Below are 17,406 nucleotides of genomic sequence, written 5' to 3' on the forward strand. Positions count from 1 at the left end.
GGCCTGACCCGACCGGCGCCTGGCTGCGGAGGGCGTAGGCACACGACCCTCTACGGCCCTGCACGCGTTCCCCCAGGTCAACCCTCAATTCCGGGCTCACGTGTGACTACCAACTGCGGAACCCGGGAGAAATGTGGTCAGGTGAACTCAGGGTTCCACCACCTACCGAAGACCGCCTGACGCGGCACCAACTGCGCGGCTTACCCGTGTCATCGGCCGCTGCGGCAGATGGGCGTGGGTCACTGCAGGTTTGCGTGCCGCTGGTTGAGCGCCGTGGGCGGGATGGCGGACGCATGTTGGAACGTCCCGCACATGGCATCCCCGAGCACGAGGCAGGCCTGATCGAACAGTGACCCGGGTTGCTGGTCGCGCTCGACGCCCGGGACCACGACGACGAGATCGGCCGCCGCGGCGAGCGGGGAGTCCGGATCACCGGTCAGGACGCCCACCCGCGCGCCCTGTGCCCTCGCGATACCGGCGCTGGCCAGGGGTCCACTGGTGCGCCCACTTCCGGACAGGCAGATCAGCAGGTCGTCGGCTCCGATCGCGGGTGTCACGGTCTCGCCCGCCACGTAGACGCGCAACCCGAGGTGCATCCACCGCATCGCGAGCGCCCGGGCCACCAGCCCGGAGCGTCCCCTGCCGTCGAAGTACACGGCCGGGGCCGCGTCGATGGCGGCCAATAGTTTCGCCACCGCGTTCGGATCGACGGCCATCACGGCGTTGCGGACCTCCTCGAGCATCACGCCCGCCCTCGCCAACACATTAGCCATGGGATGCCCTCCCATCCAGGCTCGTGCCACTGCCAGGAGGCGGTTGGTCGCCGTCCTGTATGCGATGGGCGAACTTCCATACACCGTTGAGTTTCTCGAGGGGGCCGGTGAATGCCCCCGTGGCGTAGACAGAGGGAGTGTCGTCGACGCGGGCGACCCAGAAGTACGAGAACGCGCGCGCCCGGTTGCCGTCCACCTCGATGTGGATCGGGCCGGTGGAATGCCGCATCCCCTTAGTGAAACCGGATTCGGTCAGTCGGCGGCTTATCGCGCTGATCTCTCGCGGACTCTGTGCCTGCGCCATGCGGCTTTCCCTTCTCCTCCGGCCAGAGCGATTCCGGCCCAGGTCCTGAAGACGACACTGAGCAGCAGCGACGGCATGAACAGGACACCTGCGAGATTCGTCAACTGGGTGTCGGGCGCGAACACCGTGAGCACGGTGCAGGTCCCGGTGACAAGGCTCAGCCAGCCCAACAGCACTGGTAAAGCCCGGCCCGCGACGGCCGCCCATCCAGCCGTGAACATGGCGATTCCGAAGGACAGGTTGGCCGCACCACCGGCCGCATCCAGTATGACGGTGAACGCGGTCCCCGAGCTCTCGGCCGACGCCGCCCGCCGATCGTCGTAGGCAGCCGGCCCAACCGGCAGCTCTTTGACTTACTTGCGGCACTCTCATGAGACCTGGACCTGGCCGCGCACCGCTGGAACAACCTCTTCGGCGTAGAGCCGCAGTTGCCTGCACTGGTCGTCTCCGGTCGACCAGAACAAGAAGGGTGCGGACGAGCTACACCCGTTGTAGTTCGATTGTCTGCGGGGTCCTGAGCGGTGGACGGATACTCGCGTGTCGGGCTAAGAGGTCGCGCGGATTGGTACGGTCATCGGCGCCGATGGGGTCGGGCGTCCCAGCGGTGAGTGTGCCAGGCTCGACGGATCAGGTTACGGACGGTGATGATGGCGTCGGCGAGGTCGAAGAAGGCTTTCACGACGTTCGCACGTCGTTCGTAGCAGCGGGCCAGGCGGGTGAAGGCGTCTCAACTGTGACGTCGGCCAGATGCGGAGATCTCGCGATGACCCCTCCCGTAACCGCGCGGCCGTAGCACTACCGGTTGAGCAGCTTGACGATCGGCGGATCAGGGCTTTGCCGCCCAGGAGGTTCTCAACAGGATCAGCACGGCGGCGTATGCCACGCCGTACCATGCGGGGAGCTATCCGCCTCCGATCACGGCGACGGCGAGGCTGATCGCCGAAACCGGGGCGAGCGGCAGCCTTTTCAAGGTCGCTCCCGCAGTTGGTACGACCACATCAATCTGCCGCCTATGCCTTCTCCCACCCCGCCGTACCGGGCTGTGCCCGCTGCGCGACCGTGCGACGACGCTCCCGGTCCGACCGGGTCAGCTGCCGACGAAGGCCAGCAACGCCTCGTTGACCTCAGTGGCGTGCGTCCACAGCAGGCCGTGCGGCGCCCCCTCGATTTCGACGTACTCCGCCTCGGGGAACGCCTCGTGGAAGGGGCGTGCGGTGGAGTCGATCGGGAGGATGTTGTCGTTGGTGCCGTGCAGGATCAGTGACGGCTTGTCGGCGGCGCGGACTGCGGCCACGTCCTCGCGGAAGTCTTCGATCCAGGCGGGCACCACCGCGTAGGCGGCGACCGGTGCGGAGGTGGTGGCGGTGTTCCAGCTAGCGGTGACGACCTCCTGGCTGATTCTGCTGCCCAGGTTCTCGTCCAGGTTGTAGAAGTTCTTGTAGAACTGGGTGAACCAGGCGTAGCGGTCGGTCCGGGCGGCGTGGGCGATGCCGTCGAACACCGACTGCTGCACTCCGGTGGGGTTGTCGTCGGCCGCCACCAGGAACGGCTCCAGCGACGCAAGGAACGCCAGCTTGGCGACCCGCTCGTGGCCGTAGATCTTCACGTAGCGGGCGAGTTCGCCGGTGCCCATGGAGAACCCCACGAGGATGACGTCGCGCAGGTCCAGCGTCTCCAGGAGAGTGTTCAGGTCGGCGGCGAAGGTGTCGTAGTCGTAGCCGCTGCCGACCTTGCTGGATTGGCCGAAGCCGCGGCGGTCGTAGGTGATGACCCGGTAGCCGGTGGCCAGTAGCTCGCGGGTCTGGAGCTCCCAGCTGTGCCCGTTCAAGGGGTAGCCGTGGATGAGGACGACCGGCTGACCGGAGCCCTGGTCCTCGTAGTACAGCTCGACGCTGGTGCTGTTCTCGGTCCCGACCGTGATGTAGCCCATCAAGTCACTCCTCGTTCTCGCGATCACATGGCGTTGATCATCTATGTCGGGCCTCCCCGGTGAAAACCGGGCACCCGGGTCACGCCGACGCCGCCCCGGTGGCGTTCACGCGGCGCCGACGCCCCGCGCTTGTTGTGCCCAGCGGCGGCTTGAAGGATTCCCTAAGCAGGACAAAGCTCCGAAGGCTTTCAGTAAGAGGTCACGCGAATTGGTGACCGTCATCGTCGCCGTTCCGGGCGGCCGTCCCAGCGGTGAGTGATCCACGAGCGACGGATCAGGCTACGGACGGTGATGATCGTATCGGCCAGGTCGAAGAACGCCTCGACGACCCGGGCGCGTCGTTCGTAGCAGCGGGCCAGCCGGGTGAAGGCGTTGTGCCAGGCGTTGGTCCGCTCCACATGCCAGCGCTGGGTCGCCTGCACCGGGGCTTTGATGCCCTTAAGGGCGATCTCGCCGGTCAGCCCGCGGCCGGCCAGCAAGTCGCGGGTCTTGCCGGAGTCGTAGCCCGCGTCCAGGTGAACGGTGATGTCGTCGGGCAGCGGGCCGAGCTCGTCCAGCAGATCGAGGGTGGGTGCCACGTGTTTGAGGCGGCTCCCAAGCTCCTGAACCACGGGTTCTGACCACGTTCAGGCGCCGGCTTGGGGCGCTTGGAGTGTGACCCCAATACGTGGGGTGTCGGGTTGGGGCGGACCGGGGCACCCTGTCGTGGTCAGTCCTGTTCATCGTCTTCGGCCGTCGCATCGCGCAGCGGCCGCAGGCCAACCGGCGCCTGCGCGAGCGTCAGGCCGATCCGCCGTCGGGGAACGTCGACCAGACGGATCCTCACGGTGAGAATGTCGCCGACCTCCATCTCATCGCCCGCGAGCTCCGTGTTCGGCACGAGACCCTCGAACTGTCGTCTCTGTCCTCCACGCGGACTCTGCTCCGTGGCTTCTTGCTCGGCGGCTTCTTGCTCGGCGGTGCCGGGCGGGGCCATGGCCCAGCGGACCGCCGACAGCACCTCGCCGAACACGCCTAACAGCCGCTCGGACTCGGCCCTGTGCGCCTCGCGCAGCGCCTCCAGCTGGTCGCGGCCCTTCTTGTGGATGGCGGCCATGCGCTTGCAGAACATGGTCACCACCTCATCGCGGGCGCTGGTCCGCACGGTGTGCAGCAGGCTGATGATCAGCGTCAGCCGCTTGTCCTCGGCCAGCACCTTGCGCAGGTCGGCCACGTCGGTGACCTTCGCCTCCCCGGCGAAATGCGCCACCTTGCCCGGCGGCACGCCTTCCAGCCAGTCCTCGGTCGGGCCCAGCGCATCAAAGTGACGCAGGAACTTCAGCCGCGTCTTGAACTTGGTCAGCGAGGCGGCCTGGGCAACCTCCTTCAGCTTGTCGAACTCGCTGCGCCGGCTGACCGGATCCACCAGCAGCAGCCGGCTCAGCCGTGCCCGCGCCGCCCCGTCCACCCGGCCCGCGACCATCGCGAACAGGCCGGTGTTAATCTCCGTGCGGATCGTCGCGGTCATCGCGTCCAACGTGGTGTAGCCCGGTAACTCACACCAGGCCCGCACCAGCTCCTCCAGCGCCACGTTGATCAGGTCAGCCGGGTTGTCCTTGGTCTGGGCCGCCTTGCGGATCGCCTCCTCGGCGATCTGCCGCACCCGGGCCGGCTCGTAGACCACGCTCAGCCGCTCCCGCACGAACTGTCGGTGCCGCTTGGCCGACCGCTCCGCAGCCTGCTCCAGCCCGACCGACTCCGGCAACTCCAGCATGCCGGCTCATCGAAGTAATGCGGGGTTGAGGCACCAGTGTCATCCGGTGCCGGGCCGGACCAGGCCGGTCTCGTAGGCGATCACGACGAGTTGTGCTCGGTCGTGGGCCTGGAGCTTGTCCATGGCCCGCTTGATATGCGTCTTGGCGGTGTGGACGCTGATGACCAGATGCTGGGCGATCTCGTCGTTGGACATGCCGGTTCCGACCAGTGTCAGAACCTCACGCTCTCGGTCGGTGAGCCCTCTGAGCCGCTCGGAAGTCGACCGGCCGCGGCCGTCGGACTGGTCAAGGAACCGGGTGATCAGGGCCTTGGTAGCGGTGGGTGAGAGCAAGGCGTCTCCGCGATCCACGATGCGGATGGCCTCGATCAGTTCGCCGGGCTCGATGCCTTTACCCACGAAACTGCTGGCCCCCGCCCGTAGCGCCTGGAACGCGTACTCGTCGAAATCGAACGTGGTGATGATCAGTACGCGGACGCCGGCCAAGTTCTCGTCCGCAGTTATCAAGCGAGTGGCGGTCAGGCCGTCCATGTCGGGCATGCGCACGTCCATGAGTACGACGTCGGCGCGGGTCTGCCTGGCCAGCTCGACCGCTTCCCGACCGGTGGAGGCCTCTGCGACCACCTCCAGGTCCGGTGCCGAGTCGATGATGACCCTGAATGCGACGCGCAGCAGCGCCTGGTCGTCGGCGAGCAGGACGCGGACCGTCATGGCCAAACCTTCCCGGCCAGCGGAAGCACCGCGCTGACCCGAAAACCGCCGCCCGGCTGCGGGCCGGCATCGAGGCTGCCGCCGACGACCGAGACGCGTTCGATCATCCCCACGATGCCGTGCCCGGCGCCGTTCCGCGCGGGCGGTGAAGGGACATCGGCGCGGGGTGGCGGGTGACCGTTCCCCTCGTCTTCCACCACGACGTGGAGCGCCTCGGGGCCGAAACTGAGCCGAACCCGCGCGGCTGCGCCCTCGGCGTGTTTGCGGACGTTGGTGAGTGACTCTTGGACCACCCGGTAGGCGGTCAGGCCGACGGCCGGTGGAAGCGGGCGGACGGTGCCGTCGACCTCGTGCTCGACTCGCATGCCGGACCCACGGAAGGCGGTGACCAGGTCGCCGATGCCGGAGATTCCGACGGTCGGCTCGGTGGGAGCGGCGGGCTCGCCCGGCTGGCGCAGCAGCCCGATGGTGTCCCGCACATCGTCCAGCGCGGCCAGGCTGGCCTGCCGGATGTGACCAAGCGCCTGGAGCGCGGTGTCGGGCTGGTCGTGGAATACATGCTCGGCCATTCCCGCCTGCGCGTTGATGAGCGCGATGTGATGTCCCATGCTGTCGTGCAGGTCGCGGGCGATGCGCAGGCGCTCCTCCGTCACCCGGCGCCGGGCCTCCTGTTCGCGGCTGTGCTCGGCCTGGTAGGCCCGCTCCTCGACCGCGGCCAGGTAGGCACGCTGGCTGCGGGTGGCATCACCGGCGGCGAGCGCCAGGCCGCACGCCGCGACCAGCGCGGCGTTCGTTCCGTGCAGCCAGGAAGCGTCCCACCACGGGGCCGAGGTGACCAGCGTGGGGACACCGATCAGCACCAGCGCTGCCAGACCGCCGGCGACCAGCAACCTGCGCCGGTCGCCGGTGATAACGGCCAGGTGGTAAAGGGCGATCATCGGCGCGGGCGCGATCCACCAGTAGAGGCTGCTCAGCATCATGGAGACGGCGGCGGCCGTGACGGTCACCGCCGACGCCGCAATCGGGAAGGGGCGGCGTAACAACACCGCACCGTAGGCAGCGGCCACGGTCACCAGCATCGCGGGGAGGCTCACCGTCCCACCGTCGTGCCAGGTGTTCGCGGCGTTGTCGATCAAGGCGGCACCGCACAGCATGGCCACGGCGACCACGTCCATGGTCAACGGGTGGAACCGCGCAGCCCGCTTCCACCGCGCCACATGGCTGACGACACTCACGCCCTCAGCGTATGCACCCGGTAGCGCCGGCCAGAACCACCAGCGGGAGGATCCTCGTACCCCATCAGGGGTACGTCGCGAATACCCCGCCTACGTGACGACGCAAGAGCTGCCGGCGGTCCATCCTGGTTCGCGTGCACAGCATGGCTGGTTCGGGAGGCGGTGGAGACCTCGACAACCACGCACGAGAGGACACGCACATGGCCGACCCACCCCCCAATCCGACACCGAGCCCCACACCGGCGACCAGACCGACCGCGGATCGACCACCGAGAACACCACGCTGGGTGTGGGTGTTCGGGAGCCTCGTCGGCCTTTTCCTGCTGGCTGTCGGGGCGTTCTTCCTCGCTGGTGGGGACCACGGCGGCGGAGACGGCGGTGCGGGTCACGGCGCTGGGAACGCCAACCCCGGCGCGGTCGAAGGCGCGGCGGCACCGGACATCCAGTTCCTCGATCTCCGGGCAGACGGGCAGGTCCGTACGACGGACTTCACCCTCGAAGCCACCGAGCCAGACGACGCAGGCCCAGACACCCGCGGCACTGACCACGAACCGACCAGGGGCGGCCACCGATGACCATGCCACCCCGCCTTCGCACGGTCGCACTGACCGTGCACGTCACGTCCTCGATCGGGTGGCTCGGCGCAGTCATCGCCTTCCTCGCCCTCGACATCACCGCCCAGGCCAGTGACGATGTTCAGACGGTGCGTGCGGCCTACCTCGCGATGGAGACGATCATCTGGTACGTCCTCATCCCGCTGGCCCTTGCCGCACTGCTCACCGGGATTATCCAGTCGCTGGGCACCACCTGGGGCTTGCTCCGGCACTATTGGGTCCTCTTCAAACTCGTGCTCACCATCGTTGCCGTCATCTTGCTGGTGCAGTACACCCCGACAGTGGTCCACAGGGCCGGCGTAGCAGCCTCTGTCGCCGATCCCCGGGGGCTGCCGAGCTTTCTGCTGCACTCCGTCGGCGGCCTGGTGGTGTTGCTCGTAGTCACGATTCTGGCGGTGTTCAAGCCACGGGGCACAACCCGGTACGGGTGGCGGAAGCGGCGCGAGCAACAGCGCAAGCAGAACGAGCAGCGCAACGTGCCCGTGCCGTAGGTGGAGCGACTAGAGACGGCAAGGCACCCACACGAAACAATGTGCCCCCTCCGTACCCCCGCTCCGTACCCGCCGCGACACCACCCGACGAGGCCGCCGATGCCGGGTCTCGAATTTAAGCGGGGTTGAGATATCCACGGTTCTTTCGGGTGGTGGCGCAGCGGGTGCGTAGCCGCTGGTTTTCCGGGTTGCGGAAGCCGTAGGCGTCACGGGCGACGGTCTTGATGACGCGGTTGGTGCCTTCGGAGCCGGCGTTGGTGATGCCAGTCTGGATGAAGGCGAGGATCTCGGGCCACCAGGGCTCGATCGTGGTGGCCAGGCGTTCGAGTTCGGGCAGGCCGGAGGCGGCGCAGCGGTCGTAGAAGCGAAACAGCCGGTCGGCAATGACGGTCCGGTCAGGGTGAGTGCGGGCCAGGTCCAGCAGGTCTTCTTTGGCGTTCAGGCGGCCAGGATCGGCGTGCCGATGCGGCCGAGCGCGTGCAGGTCATCGACCATCGGGTCGAGCTGGGAGGCGTGCATGCGGGCGGCGGAGCGGGTGAGCCGGTTGCGCAGCTCCCACTCGCGGTTACCTTTGCGTCCGCGTCGGCCGCGGATCTGGACGGTGATGCGGCGGCGGATTTCGGTGAGGGCCTGGTTGGTCAGTTGGACGACGTGGAAGTGGTCGACCACCAGGCGGGCCTGCGGTAACGCGGCTCGTACGGCGGATTTGAAGATGGTGCACATGTCGATCGCGACGAAGGCCACCTGCTCGCGCCAGGCTGCCGGGCGCTGGTTGAGCCAGCCGGTCACGGCGGCGATGGTGCGGCCCTCGACCTGGCCGAGCAGGTGCACGCGGGCGCGCCAGCGCCGTATCGGAGGGGAACGGGACCAAGCGGGTCACGCTGGATCTGCCGATGCTCAGCATCGAGGTTCGCCCGCCCGAGATGCGGATGCCGCACCTGGAAGTTGTCCCGAAGCCGCGTGTCCCGATGCCGCACATCGGCAGGCAGGAGCTCGGCCACTACGCCGACGTGGCCCGAAGGTTCGTGCCGTCGCCCGAGCGCGTCGCCTACTACGGGGCGCTCGGCGCGCTGGCGGTCTTCGGGGTCGTCGAGTGGCCTGTCGCGGCCGCCATCGGCGTCGGCACGATGGTCGTGCAGCGGCAGCGCCGTCGGGAGCAGCCCGCGCCGAGCGGGCCGGGCCAGACGCAGGCCCGCGAGCGATCGGCTCGGCAGTCCGCGCGGGCCAAACCGGCCACGACCAAGAGGGCCCGTCCATCTCGAACAGCGCGTTGATCTCGCCGGCCGCACGAGCGGACCGGTGTTCCTGGCCGACCGACGCGCTCCCACCTCCGGCCGCCGAGCGCCGGCGGACGGCGACATCGACCCCACCACCCGGCGCGGCCGCCTGTCCTACCCGCGCGCCGAGTACCTGTTCAAAACCGCCACCGCCAAACTCGACCCGCACCAGCAGGGCTGGACCCTGCACCAGTTGCGGCACTCGGTGCTCCAGCATCTCGCCCAGGCCGGGCGCAGTGCGCCCGAACTGCAGGCCAAGAGCCGCCATCAGCACCTGGCCAGTCTCGGCCACTACGTGCGACTCGGCGAAGAGACCTCCGCCCGCATCACCGCCGATGCCGACCCCGCCCAGCGTCGCCGCACTCGCTGACTCCCGCGCCAGCCGGTGGACCGCAGGATCACGAGCCGTCCCGCACGAGCAGCACCTGATCATCGTCGGGGTCGGGCTCGACTCGGTATCCGGCCTGGCCCAGATCGACCTGAGACCGCGTGAGCTCCTGCGCGGAAACCTCAGCGTCGTCGTCGGTGTAGGCGATCAGGAACGGTGCTCCGTTCTCTCCGCCGTCGACGACGAACCCGTCATGGCGTTCGCTGAACTCCCGCCGTCCTGTTTTGCGCAGCGTCGTCCGAATGACCTCAGCGTCAATAGCGGCCGACCGCCCGCGCCGTACCCGAACTCCGGTCTGTCGTCGCTCATGGTCAACACCGTAAGCGAATCGAGACCTCAGCCATAGAGCCGCAGATCGTCGCAGGTCAGCGGTATTTCCGTTGGGGATTTCTTTCATTGCTACCGGGACCCCCTTACCAGGACCAGGCCGTGCGCGGTGAGGTGGTCGGCCAGGGCGGTGAGCTCGCCGGCGTCGCGGCCGAGCCGCTTCATCTCGTACACGGTGAGGATGACGCGGCAGTGTGGGGCATGGGCCTTGATCTGCCGGGCGGTGGCGAGGGCCTTTTCGAACTCGGGCCGGACTTTGAGGCGGATGGAGATATTCTCGCTGAAAATCTTGTCGCGGTCGATGCCGTGCGCTTCCAAGGCGTCCAGTTGGGACTGGAGTTCCTGGGTGAGAGAGGAGCAGCGGGCGTAGCCGATGCGGATGTCAGCCGCGGGTCGGTCGGGATCGACGGGGGCGGGCGGCGAGGTGCCGGGCCGCCAGGCCAGTCTCAACCGCCTGGCAGGAAGACGAACGTACCGAGTTTCAGCGCCTGCTTGCGCGGCGACCCCAAGGCCGGTACATCCCGAGGAGTGCGATGGCGACCAGCGCCACCAGGATGACCACCGATCCGGTCACCACCCGGGAGGCGGCCCGCGCGTCGCCCGCGGCTACGTCGGCCACGAACCCGGCACGAAGGAGCAGCGACCCCGCCAGGGCCAGAACCGTCAGCACCAGCTTGGCCACCACCCAGGGCTGGGTGAACAGTCCCGCCCAGCCTGCCAGCGCAACCCCGCTCACCAGCGCGGCCAGGCCGAAGGGGACGACGATGGCCAGGTCATAGAGCCGGATGAGCGCGTATGAAGCTGATGTGGCGGAAATGGCGAGCACGAGGGTGGCGTACGCGCCGCCGAGCCAGCTCACCGTGACCAGGACGTGGACGGCGACCAGGAGCCGCCTGGCCCTCACGGAACTCCCCGTGCGTGTCATGCCACTGGCTCCCTTTCCGGTGTCGGAACGCGTCGCCGACCCGGCATGCCCAGTGCGGCCACCGCCCCGAGCAGTGCGATCACGCCCGCACCGCCCATCGCCGCGGCGAACCCGTCGCTGAACTCGCGCGGCGAGCCGTACCCGCCGGTGCTCGTGAAGATCATGCCAGCAACGGCGACCCCGAAGACGCCGCCGAGGAAGCGGAGCGTGGTGACCGCGCCCGACGCCTTGCCGATCTCCGCGGGCGCGACCGCGCCCACCGCCGCCTTCTGCACCGCCGGAATCGCCATCGACACACCGACCCCGCCGACGACCAGCAACGGCAGAATCTGCAGGTACGGCATGCCAGGATCGGCCACGAGCGCGAGCCACCCCAAAGAGATTCCCCATAGGCCGAGCCCGGCGACCGTGAACACGCGCTCGCCTACCTTGTCGGCGAGCGCCCCCGCCACCGGTGCCACGATCATCAGCGCGCCGGTGGCGGGCAGCAGCCGCAGCCCCGCCTCCAGCGGCCCGACGCCCTGAGCGGTCTGGAAGAACTGTGCGAAGAAAAAGAACATCCCGTACAGCACCGCGAACAGGGCGAAGTTCGCCAGGTTGGCGGTCGTGAAGGCGCGGTTGCGGAAGAGCCGCATGGGCAGCATGGGCGCGGGGACGCGGCGTTCCCAGCCTGCGAAGGCGACGATCAGCACGACGCCGACGGCCAGCGCTGCGAGCACTTCCGCGCTGCCCCAGCCCGACGCGCCGCTTCGGACGAGCGCCCAGACGAGGCCGAGCACACCGGCGGTCGCCAGCAGAAGCCCCACGAGATCGAGCTGGTTGTCGGGTCCGCGGCTCTCACCGATTTTGGCGAGGACGCCGACGACGGAGAGCACCCCGACCGGCACGTTGATCCAGAAGATCCATTCCCAGGACGGCCCCGCGGCGATGGCTCCGCCGACGAAGGGACCGACGAACGTGGCCAGCCCCGCAACACCGCTGAACAGGCCGATCGCCCGCCCGCGCCGTTCCGGTGGGAAGGCCGCCGCGAGCAACGTCAGCGCCAGGGGCATCGTGAATGCCGCCCCGACTCCTTGAGCCACGCGAGCCGCGATCAGCCAGCTCGCGTCAGGCGCCAGGGCGCACGCTGCCGAGGCGAGGGTGAAGACGGCGAGGCCGCCGGCGAACACTCGTCGGCGCCCCCAGCGATCACCCAGCGCCGCACCTGTCAGCAACAACACCGCGAAGCTGAGGTTGTAGGCGTTGACCGTCCATTCGAGCTCTTCGAGCGAGGCGCCAAGGTCCTGCCTGATCGTGCCGAGCGCCGTGGTCACGACAAGGCTGTCGAGCGAGATCATGAACGCGCCCAGCGACGCTAACGCCAGCACCCAGGTCTGTCTGGTCACATCACACACTCCTTCGATTCACTTGTAATATTTCTCTAAACACTCCTAAAAAACAAGTATCTTCTCTCTTTCCTGTAGACTGAGGGCTGTGACGGGAAAGCGGAAGTACGGCGACGGCTGCGCCGCGGCGCACGCCCTCGACCTCATCGGAGAGCGCTGGGGCTTGCTCATCGTCAGGGAGCTCCTACTCGGCCCCAAGCGGTTCACCGAGCTCCAGGCCGGCTTGCCCAACGCCAGCTCCAACGCGCTGTCGCAACGCCTGCACGAGCTCGAGGAATCAGGAGTCGTACAGCGGCGCAAGCTCGGGCCGCCCGCCGCGGTGTGGGCCTACGAGCTCACGGAGTGGGGCCTGGACCTCGAGCCCATCCTGATCCACCTCGGCCGCTGGGGCAGGCGCTCACCCCGCCGCGACCCGCACGCCATGGCCAGCGTGGACGCGCTCATGCTCGCCCTGCGCAGCCACTTCGACCCCGATGCGGACCCGGGGCTGAGTGCCACGATTGCGGTACGGCTGGGCGACGACCGCTTCAGCGTGCGCCTCTCAGACGGGACGCTCACGATCACCCGCGCCGATCCCGCGGATCCCGCTGCCGTGATCGACACCGACCTGCGCTCGTTCGCCGCGCTGGTCATCAAGAAACGCCCCTTGAAGGATCTGCCTGTCGTCATCAAGGGCGACGAGGAAGCCGTCCATCGCCTCCTCGCCACGCTGTAGCCGCGCGGACGAGTGGGGCTGTGATCTTGTCAGCGAGGACCCCCGGCAAGGATCACGAGGTGCCGGACGAGCAGCGCCAGAGCGCCCAGGATCTTCGAGACCCCAGAATGATCAGGAAATGCGAGGGGTACCCGAGATGATCGACCACGCCCCCGGAACCGCGGTGCCTGCCAGACGTCTCACCCCCCCGCCCGCTCCCAGCTCGGCGGTGACAAGCGCCGTGGTGATCCAATAGGTCATGCAGATGCAGGCAGACGGGTCCCAAAGGAGCTAGAGCCAGGCGTTGCCATGTGCGATGGCTGCGGCCTCGGTACGGGTGCCGATGTTGGCCACGTGGACCTTCACTGTCCAGGTTCGGCCGGTCCGCTGCAGCAGGACGGTGGCGGGGCTTCGAGTGGGGGTCGTGGTCGTTGAGGAAGAGCGGCTCGTCGTCGGCGGCGTTGTGGCGGCGGCGTAAGGCCTGGTGCGCGGCGAGCAGGTGCAGGGCGTGCGGCGGGATGAGGATCGGACCTTGGCATGCCAGAGGCCGCGCCGACGTTGTCGTCAACAAACATGACCTGGCTGGTCGACGATGGGCACCCGCCCCTACCCGCCTGGGCGCGCTGACCGTCACCTGGCAACGCTTCGACGTGCGGCCGGTCCGCCCGCACGATGAATGGCGGCAAGCTCCGGGTGCCCATGACGGGATGGTCGGTCCTGGCCGTCCCCGGGCGCACCCTCCTCAATCGTCCACGCACGTCACAGACGTCCATGTGGCGCTCACCGTGGAGGCAGACCCCGCACTGCCCCGCAGCCCCGGACTAATGGGTGATGCCGGTAAAGGCAGAATGGCACAAAGCCGCGCGGGCCCATGTTGACGACACATCTCCATGATCTTGCGCGGCCTCTTCATTTCCCAGCCCGACACGCCCAGATCATCCAGTTACGCCCCGGTCCGCCCTATTGCGCGCCACGTCGTAAGTCAGTCCAGTACGGCACCACCCGACGCGTTCACGATCGCACCGGTCAGCATGCCGGCCTCGGCGGAGGCGACGAACGACACGACCCGCGCCGCGTCCGCGGCCGTCGCCGATCTTCGAAGCAGCACGCGCGAGCTGATGATCTCCGCCATCTTCGCCTCAGGCAACCCCGCGGCCTCGGCGGCCATCGCGATCGTCTGCCGCTGAATCCGGGAACCAGACATCAGCATGGAGCGAACGCACACGACGCGAACCCCCGAAGGGCTGAGGTCGGCGGCGAGCGACCGCGTCAACGACTCGATCGCCCCATAGGCGGCCCCGATCGCCGCGGTGTTCTGCAGCCCTTGGGAGGGAGTCGCGGACAGGAAGACGATGACCCCGTCCCCCTGTGCCGTGAAGTGCCTCGCGGCGGCCCGCGCGGTGATGAACTGTGACCGCACGATCGTCATGATCGGCAGCATGAACGTCTCGATCGGCAGCTTTATGGTGCCGGTCCCGTTCCGATATTCCGCCGCCTGCGGGCCCATCGCGTTGAACACGATGTCGATGCCGTCGGCGGCGCGGGCCACCTCGTCGACGTATCCGTTCACCGCGGCCTCGTCCAGCGCGTCGACCTCGGCGCTCACCCCGGAAAGTTCCTTGGCCAGCGGTTGAACGCTCGCCCTCGTCCGGCCGGACAGGAAGACTCTGGCTCCCTGTGCCGCGAACTCCCGCGCGACCGCGCCGCCGACCTCGCCGCCCGCCCCGAAGATGACCGCGGTCTTGTGCTCGAGGCGGCGTGCCCTACCGGCTTCAGCGACTGACGACATGGTTGCTCCGTTTCTGGGATGGCGTGATCTGCATGCTCTGGAGAACCGAGATCAGGTGGAGGATCAGAAAGAGCGGCACCATGAAGGCGGGGTAGAGGGCCAGCGGCCAGGTGACGAGGCCGGGCGGGGCGAGGGGGAGACCGACAGCGAACGCGACGAGGAAGTCGGTCACGCCGAGCGCGGTGAAGGCGTAGAAGCGGCGCCTGGTCAGGCGACCCCTGCTCAGGGCCATGACGACACCGACGGCCGCAAGTCCGGTGGCGATGTCACCCACCCCGGCCGGTACGGCGAAGCCCGCGGGCAATTGGCCGAACGCCAGGGCGAAGAGAAAGGCGATGCCGATCACCCGCCACATTTGTACGGCGAGCACCAGCATCCGATCGAGGTCCAGCAGGTAGCTCCTGAACCGGGCCGAGGCGAGATAGGCGACGACGACCGCGGCGACCGGGACGAACACCGCCGCCGGCAGTGCCAGCCGGCCCAGCCCTTCGCCGCCGAAGACGCCGTCGAAGATGGCCGTCACGACAACGCCGACCCATACGGCCAGGACCACGTAGGTGATCGGCCCCGGGAGGGTGCCGCGCGTCTTGGCTAATTCGGTTTCCATGCCGCTCCTTCGGGTTGTATATACAACTATTATCCGAAAAAAAAATTAGATCTTCAGGCCGGCCCCCGCCGCCAGCGCGCGGGCCTGCGCCTGCGCCTCCCGCCACGCCGGAACCGCGCGGACCAGCATCTCGTTTCCCTCGGCCGTCAGCGAGAGAAGCGCGCCGTGCCCGTCGGGATGGTCGAGGCTCGCCACCCACCCGCGAGCGGCGAGGCGGCTGATGTTGCGGCTGAGCGTCGACTTCTCCAGCTCCATCGCCCGGCCGAGCTCGGCGGGCTGCACGGACCGCATCATGGCGATGGCGGCCATGAGGTTCATCTCGGCGATGTTGAGCCCCAACGGCCGCAGCCGGTCGTTGTAGAGGCGGGTCACGGTCCTCGCCAGCTTCCTTGTCCGGTAGGCGAGACAGGCCGAGACTATCTCGTGCACCTGCGCGTCGAACTCCTCGGCCATACGTTGTATATACAACAGTTGGGAGCGGGCGTCAATCAGGGACCCGGGCGGTTGAAGTCCAAGGTCGAGTTGTATGCGGCGATCCGCCGTGATTCCCGCGCTGGCTTGGCCAGCAGGGCTTTGCAGGTGTCGCCGTCGCGCGCGATGATGGTCCACGCGGTCCCGGTAAGCGACGCAGCACCGCGACCTCATGCCGCAACACCACGATCTCCTCGCCCGGCTCACCGACATCCCCACACCCGCCGGCCCCACACCACGGGAGCTCGGCCTCCCCGCCACCGTCACCATGCTGCCCATCGTGGAGGTCCGACAAGGCAAGCAGGAGTGAGGGCTCAATGCGGCCCGTCGTAGGTCCCGGCCGTGTGTCACCCACGCCGGAACGCCTGCGCGGCGTCTTCTGGCACATCGAGCACGATTGTGTGGGAGCTGTCGATCCGGGACACGATGGCCTCGCGGGGACCGTGCCGCCAGGCGTCACTGCCGTAGAACGCATCCTCCTGCTCGCGGTGCTCGGCAAGTGAGGCGAACGCACGGATCAGGTATGCCTCCTCGTGTCCGCCCTCGGCCACCAGGGACGCACCGCATTCCACCACCCGGATGCCCGCCTTCTCCAGCAGCGGCACCGACTCCTCCTGCATCACGCGCACGAACTCCGTGATGGCTTCAGAGTGCGCCGGGCCTCAGGATTGACCGCAGGTCGCGGGGCAGAACTTGACCTCGGGGTAGCGCGATGACGGCTTGTCCAGGATGGGCTGGCGCTTGGCCCGTAGGTGCTGGTCGAGGAAGGCTGCCACGTAGGTGCGGGTGAGCTCGGAGGCGCGCGCGGCGGGCAGAATCCCGTAGGTGGGCGTGATGCCGAGGGCGCCCGCCATCAGCGGGCCGTCGGTGAAGGACTGGTGTTCCGCGCCCGTCAGCACGATCCAGCGCTTCCACCCGGTCAGCAGCTTCCAGTCGCGGTCCCACGTGGGGGCGGGACCCCCGGAGACGTGCAGAGCCGAACCGATGAACATGAACGGCCGGGACAAGCCGCTCTTGGGGATCCGGGCGTAGGTGGTGCCGTCCATGTCGATGCCGGCGCGCACCCGGGAGTCCTTCACCATGGCCGCCATGGCGCCGGCCCCGCCGATCGACTGGCCCGCCATCGCGATTCTGGAGCGGTCGATCAGCTCGGAACCGTCCCACTGCGATGGCAGCTGGTCGAGCACGAAGGAGACGTCGGCCGCCCGGCCCTCGACCACGCCCGTGCCGAAGCCCGGGTCGGTGTCGCTGTCGCAGGCCAGGCATTCGGCGACCCGCCCGTCGGAGAGGGTCGTGGCGTAGCTCTCGTAGGTGTGGTCGATCCCGGCCACGACATAGCCGCGGCTGGCCAGGTCCTCGGCCAGGGACGTGAGTGTGCTTACCGGCTTGGTGAAGCCGGGGGACAGCACCACCAGCGGAAGCTTCCGTCCCGTGGGTTCGGCGTCTTTGATGGCGTTGGTGCGCGTCTTGCTCAGCGTGTCGTCCGGCACGCCCGTGATCCTCGCCCTCTTCAGGGTGAGCTCCGATTCCTTCGGTGTCATGTACGGGGCCCGCTGCCCGTCCCGCTGCTTGGCCGGATACCACAGGGTGACCTTGAGCTCCCTGGCGTCGACGTCGAGGTTCCAGGGATCGGGGCGGGAGGTGTCTTTCAGGTACAGGGCGGTGGTGCCGACCGGCTGGTCGCCGGTGGGGGCCGGTAGGGTGGCCGGCCCGGTCGGCGTGGGCGAGGGGG

At 68.3% G+C, this 17,406-nt stretch carries 22 protein-coding genes and 2 pseudogenes; 6 read left to right on the forward strand and 18 right to left on the reverse strand.

Annotated features, from left to right (window positions below; translation table 11 throughout):
* Positions 1–239: 239 nt before the first annotated feature.
* From hxlB to EJK15_RS58165, 8 genes and pseudogenes are all read right to left on the reverse strand, one after another.
* Entirely contained in the window at positions 240–773 is a 534-nt protein-coding gene (gene hxlB, locus EJK15_RS58130; RefSeq protein ID WP_171075181.1) for a 6-phospho-3-hexuloisomerase, read from the reverse strand.
* The gene (locus tag EJK15_RS78140; RefSeq protein WP_138719000.1) at positions 766–1,449 is read right to left on the reverse strand and encodes a nuclear transport factor 2 family protein; all 684 of its coding nucleotides are present in this window, start codon (positions 1,447–1,449) and stop codon (positions 766–768) included. Before EJK15_RS78140 ends, hxlB begins: the two co-directional genes overlap by 8 nt.
* Positions 1,450–1,648: 199 nt before the next feature.
* Positions 1,649–1,804 (reverse strand): annotated as a pseudogene (locus EJK15_RS75600) (IS5/IS1182 family transposase); the annotation flags it as partial.
* Positions 1,805–2,164: 360 nt separating this feature from the next.
* Positions 2,165–3,007, reverse strand: a complete 843-nt coding sequence (locus EJK15_RS58145; RefSeq protein ID WP_138719001.1) for an alpha/beta fold hydrolase — start codon at positions 3,005–3,007, stop codon at positions 2,165–2,167.
* A 218-nt stretch (positions 3,008–3,225) separates the two neighbouring features.
* Positions 3,226–3,585: pseudogene (locus EJK15_RS58150) on the reverse strand (transposase family protein); the annotation flags it as partial.
* A 131-nt stretch (positions 3,586–3,716) separates the two neighbouring features.
* Positions 3,717–4,760, reverse strand: a complete 1,044-nt coding sequence (locus EJK15_RS58155) for a DUF4158 domain-containing protein (RefSeq protein WP_206061841.1) — start codon at positions 4,758–4,760, stop codon at positions 3,717–3,719.
* Positions 4,761–4,799: 39 nt separating this feature from the next.
* Positions 4,800–5,471 carry a response regulator transcription factor gene (locus tag EJK15_RS58160; RefSeq protein ID WP_138719002.1) on the reverse strand — a complete coding sequence of 224 codons (672 nt, stop codon included), beginning with the start codon at positions 5,469–5,471 and terminating at the stop codon, positions 4,800–4,802.
* Positions 5,468–6,706 carry a sensor histidine kinase gene (locus EJK15_RS58165; RefSeq protein WP_138719003.1) on the reverse strand — a complete coding sequence of 413 codons (1,239 nt, stop codon included), beginning with the start codon at positions 6,704–6,706 and terminating at the stop codon, positions 5,468–5,470. The genes EJK15_RS58160 and EJK15_RS58165 overlap by 4 nt, the downstream gene beginning before the upstream one ends.
* A 293-nt stretch (positions 6,707–6,999) precedes the next feature.
* Between EJK15_RS58165 and EJK15_RS58170 the strand changes: the two genes are divergently transcribed.
* Positions 7,000–7,281 carry a hypothetical protein gene (locus EJK15_RS58170; protein ID WP_138719004.1) on the forward strand — a complete coding sequence of 94 codons (282 nt, stop codon included), beginning with the start codon at positions 7,000–7,002 and terminating at the stop codon, positions 7,279–7,281.
* Positions 7,278–7,811, forward strand: a complete 534-nt coding sequence (locus EJK15_RS58175) for a DUF2269 domain-containing protein (RefSeq protein WP_171075184.1) — start codon at positions 7,278–7,280, stop codon at positions 7,809–7,811. The genes EJK15_RS58170 and EJK15_RS58175 overlap by 4 nt, the downstream gene beginning before the upstream one ends.
* Positions 7,812–7,926: 115 nt before the next feature.
* Here EJK15_RS58175 and EJK15_RS78145 read toward each other — a convergent pair whose 3' ends face one another.
* Both EJK15_RS78145 and EJK15_RS76830 read right to left on the reverse strand, forming a co-directional pair.
* Positions 7,927–8,253, reverse strand: a complete 327-nt coding sequence (locus EJK15_RS78145) for a transposase (RefSeq protein WP_206061853.1) — start codon at positions 8,251–8,253, stop codon at positions 7,927–7,929.
* Positions 8,250–8,642, reverse strand: coding sequence for a transposase (locus EJK15_RS76830; RefSeq protein ID WP_206061843.1), 393 nt, complete (start codon positions 8,640–8,642; stop codon positions 8,250–8,252). Before EJK15_RS76830 ends, EJK15_RS78145 begins: the two co-directional genes overlap by 4 nt.
* A gap of 62 nt (positions 8,643–8,704) precedes the next feature.
* Between EJK15_RS76830 and EJK15_RS71935 the strand changes: the two genes are divergently transcribed.
* A complete protein-coding gene (locus EJK15_RS71935; protein ID WP_171075180.1) occupies positions 8,705–9,085 on the forward strand; it encodes a hypothetical protein in 381 nt (126 codons plus the stop codon).
* A gap of 25 nt (positions 9,086–9,110) precedes the next feature.
* On the forward strand, positions 9,111–9,458 hold the full coding sequence (locus EJK15_RS58185; protein ID WP_206061845.1) for a tyrosine-type recombinase/integrase: 348 nt from the start codon (positions 9,111–9,113) through the stop codon (positions 9,456–9,458).
* 417 nt (positions 9,459–9,875) lie between these two features.
* Here EJK15_RS58185 and EJK15_RS58195 read toward each other — a convergent pair whose 3' ends face one another.
* Genes EJK15_RS58195 through EJK15_RS58205 form a run of 3 tightly spaced genes read right to left on the reverse strand, consistent with a single transcriptional unit; the run spans position 9,876 to position 12,113 of the window.
* Complete coding sequence (locus EJK15_RS58195) at positions 9,876–10,253, reverse strand: recombinase family protein (RefSeq protein ID WP_206061847.1); 378 nt, start codon at positions 10,251–10,253, stop codon at positions 9,876–9,878.
* A 31-nt stretch (positions 10,254–10,284) separates the two neighbouring features.
* Positions 10,285–10,728, reverse strand: coding sequence for a hypothetical protein (locus tag EJK15_RS58200; protein WP_138719006.1), 444 nt, complete (start codon positions 10,726–10,728; stop codon positions 10,285–10,287).
* Positions 10,725–12,113, reverse strand: coding sequence for a DHA2 family efflux MFS transporter permease subunit (locus EJK15_RS58205; RefSeq protein ID WP_206061849.1), 1,389 nt, complete (start codon positions 12,111–12,113; stop codon positions 10,725–10,727). Before EJK15_RS58205 ends, EJK15_RS58200 begins: the two co-directional genes overlap by 4 nt.
* Positions 12,114–12,201: 88 nt before the next feature.
* Between EJK15_RS58205 and EJK15_RS58210 the strand changes: the two genes are divergently transcribed.
* On the forward strand, positions 12,202–12,828 hold the full coding sequence (locus tag EJK15_RS58210) for a winged helix-turn-helix transcriptional regulator (RefSeq protein ID WP_138719007.1): 627 nt from the start codon (positions 12,202–12,204) through the stop codon (positions 12,826–12,828).
* A 961-nt stretch (positions 12,829–13,789) separates the two neighbouring features.
* Here the strand turns inward: EJK15_RS58210 and EJK15_RS58215 are convergent.
* The 3 genes from EJK15_RS58215 to EJK15_RS58225 are packed head-to-tail and all read right to left on the reverse strand — an operon-like array spanning position 13,790 to position 15,656.
* Positions 13,790–14,596: an SDR family NAD(P)-dependent oxidoreductase gene (locus tag EJK15_RS58215; RefSeq protein ID WP_138719008.1), complete on the reverse strand. Its 807-nt coding sequence runs from the start codon at positions 14,594–14,596 to the stop codon at positions 13,790–13,792.
* A complete protein-coding gene (locus EJK15_RS58220) occupies positions 14,580–15,203 on the reverse strand; it encodes a hypothetical protein (RefSeq protein WP_138719009.1) in 624 nt (207 codons plus the stop codon). The genes EJK15_RS58215 and EJK15_RS58220 overlap by 17 nt, the downstream gene beginning before the upstream one ends.
* Before the next feature lie 45 nt (positions 15,204–15,248).
* The gene (locus tag EJK15_RS58225) at positions 15,249–15,656 is read right to left on the reverse strand and encodes a MarR family winged helix-turn-helix transcriptional regulator (protein WP_138719010.1); all 408 of its coding nucleotides are present in this window, start codon (positions 15,654–15,656) and stop codon (positions 15,249–15,251) included.
* 190 nt (positions 15,657–15,846) lie between these two features.
* Here EJK15_RS58225 and EJK15_RS71940 point away from each other — a divergent pair, with 190 nt between their 5' ends.
* A complete protein-coding gene (locus EJK15_RS71940; protein ID WP_171075185.1) occupies positions 15,847–15,984 on the forward strand; it encodes a hypothetical protein in 138 nt (45 codons plus the stop codon).
* 37 nt (positions 15,985–16,021) lie between these two features.
* On the opposite strand, the gene EJK15_RS58235 is transcribed toward EJK15_RS71940, so the two are convergent.
* Both EJK15_RS58235 and EJK15_RS58240 read right to left on the reverse strand, forming a co-directional pair.
* Positions 16,022–16,303 (reverse strand): NIPSNAP family protein, encoded by a 282-nt coding sequence (locus EJK15_RS58235; protein ID WP_206061851.1) that lies wholly within the window; start codon positions 16,301–16,303, stop codon positions 16,022–16,024.
* Positions 16,304–16,336: 33 nt separating this feature from the next.
* On the reverse strand, positions 16,337–17,406 hold a 1,070-nt coding region (locus tag EJK15_RS58240; RefSeq protein ID WP_138719012.1), incomplete at its 5' end, for an alpha/beta hydrolase family protein.

It is taken from the genome of Nonomuraea basaltis (genome assembly GCF_005893125.1).
Lineage (GTDB): Bacteria > Actinomycetota > Actinomycetes > Streptosporangiales > Streptosporangiaceae > Nonomuraea > Nonomuraea basaltis.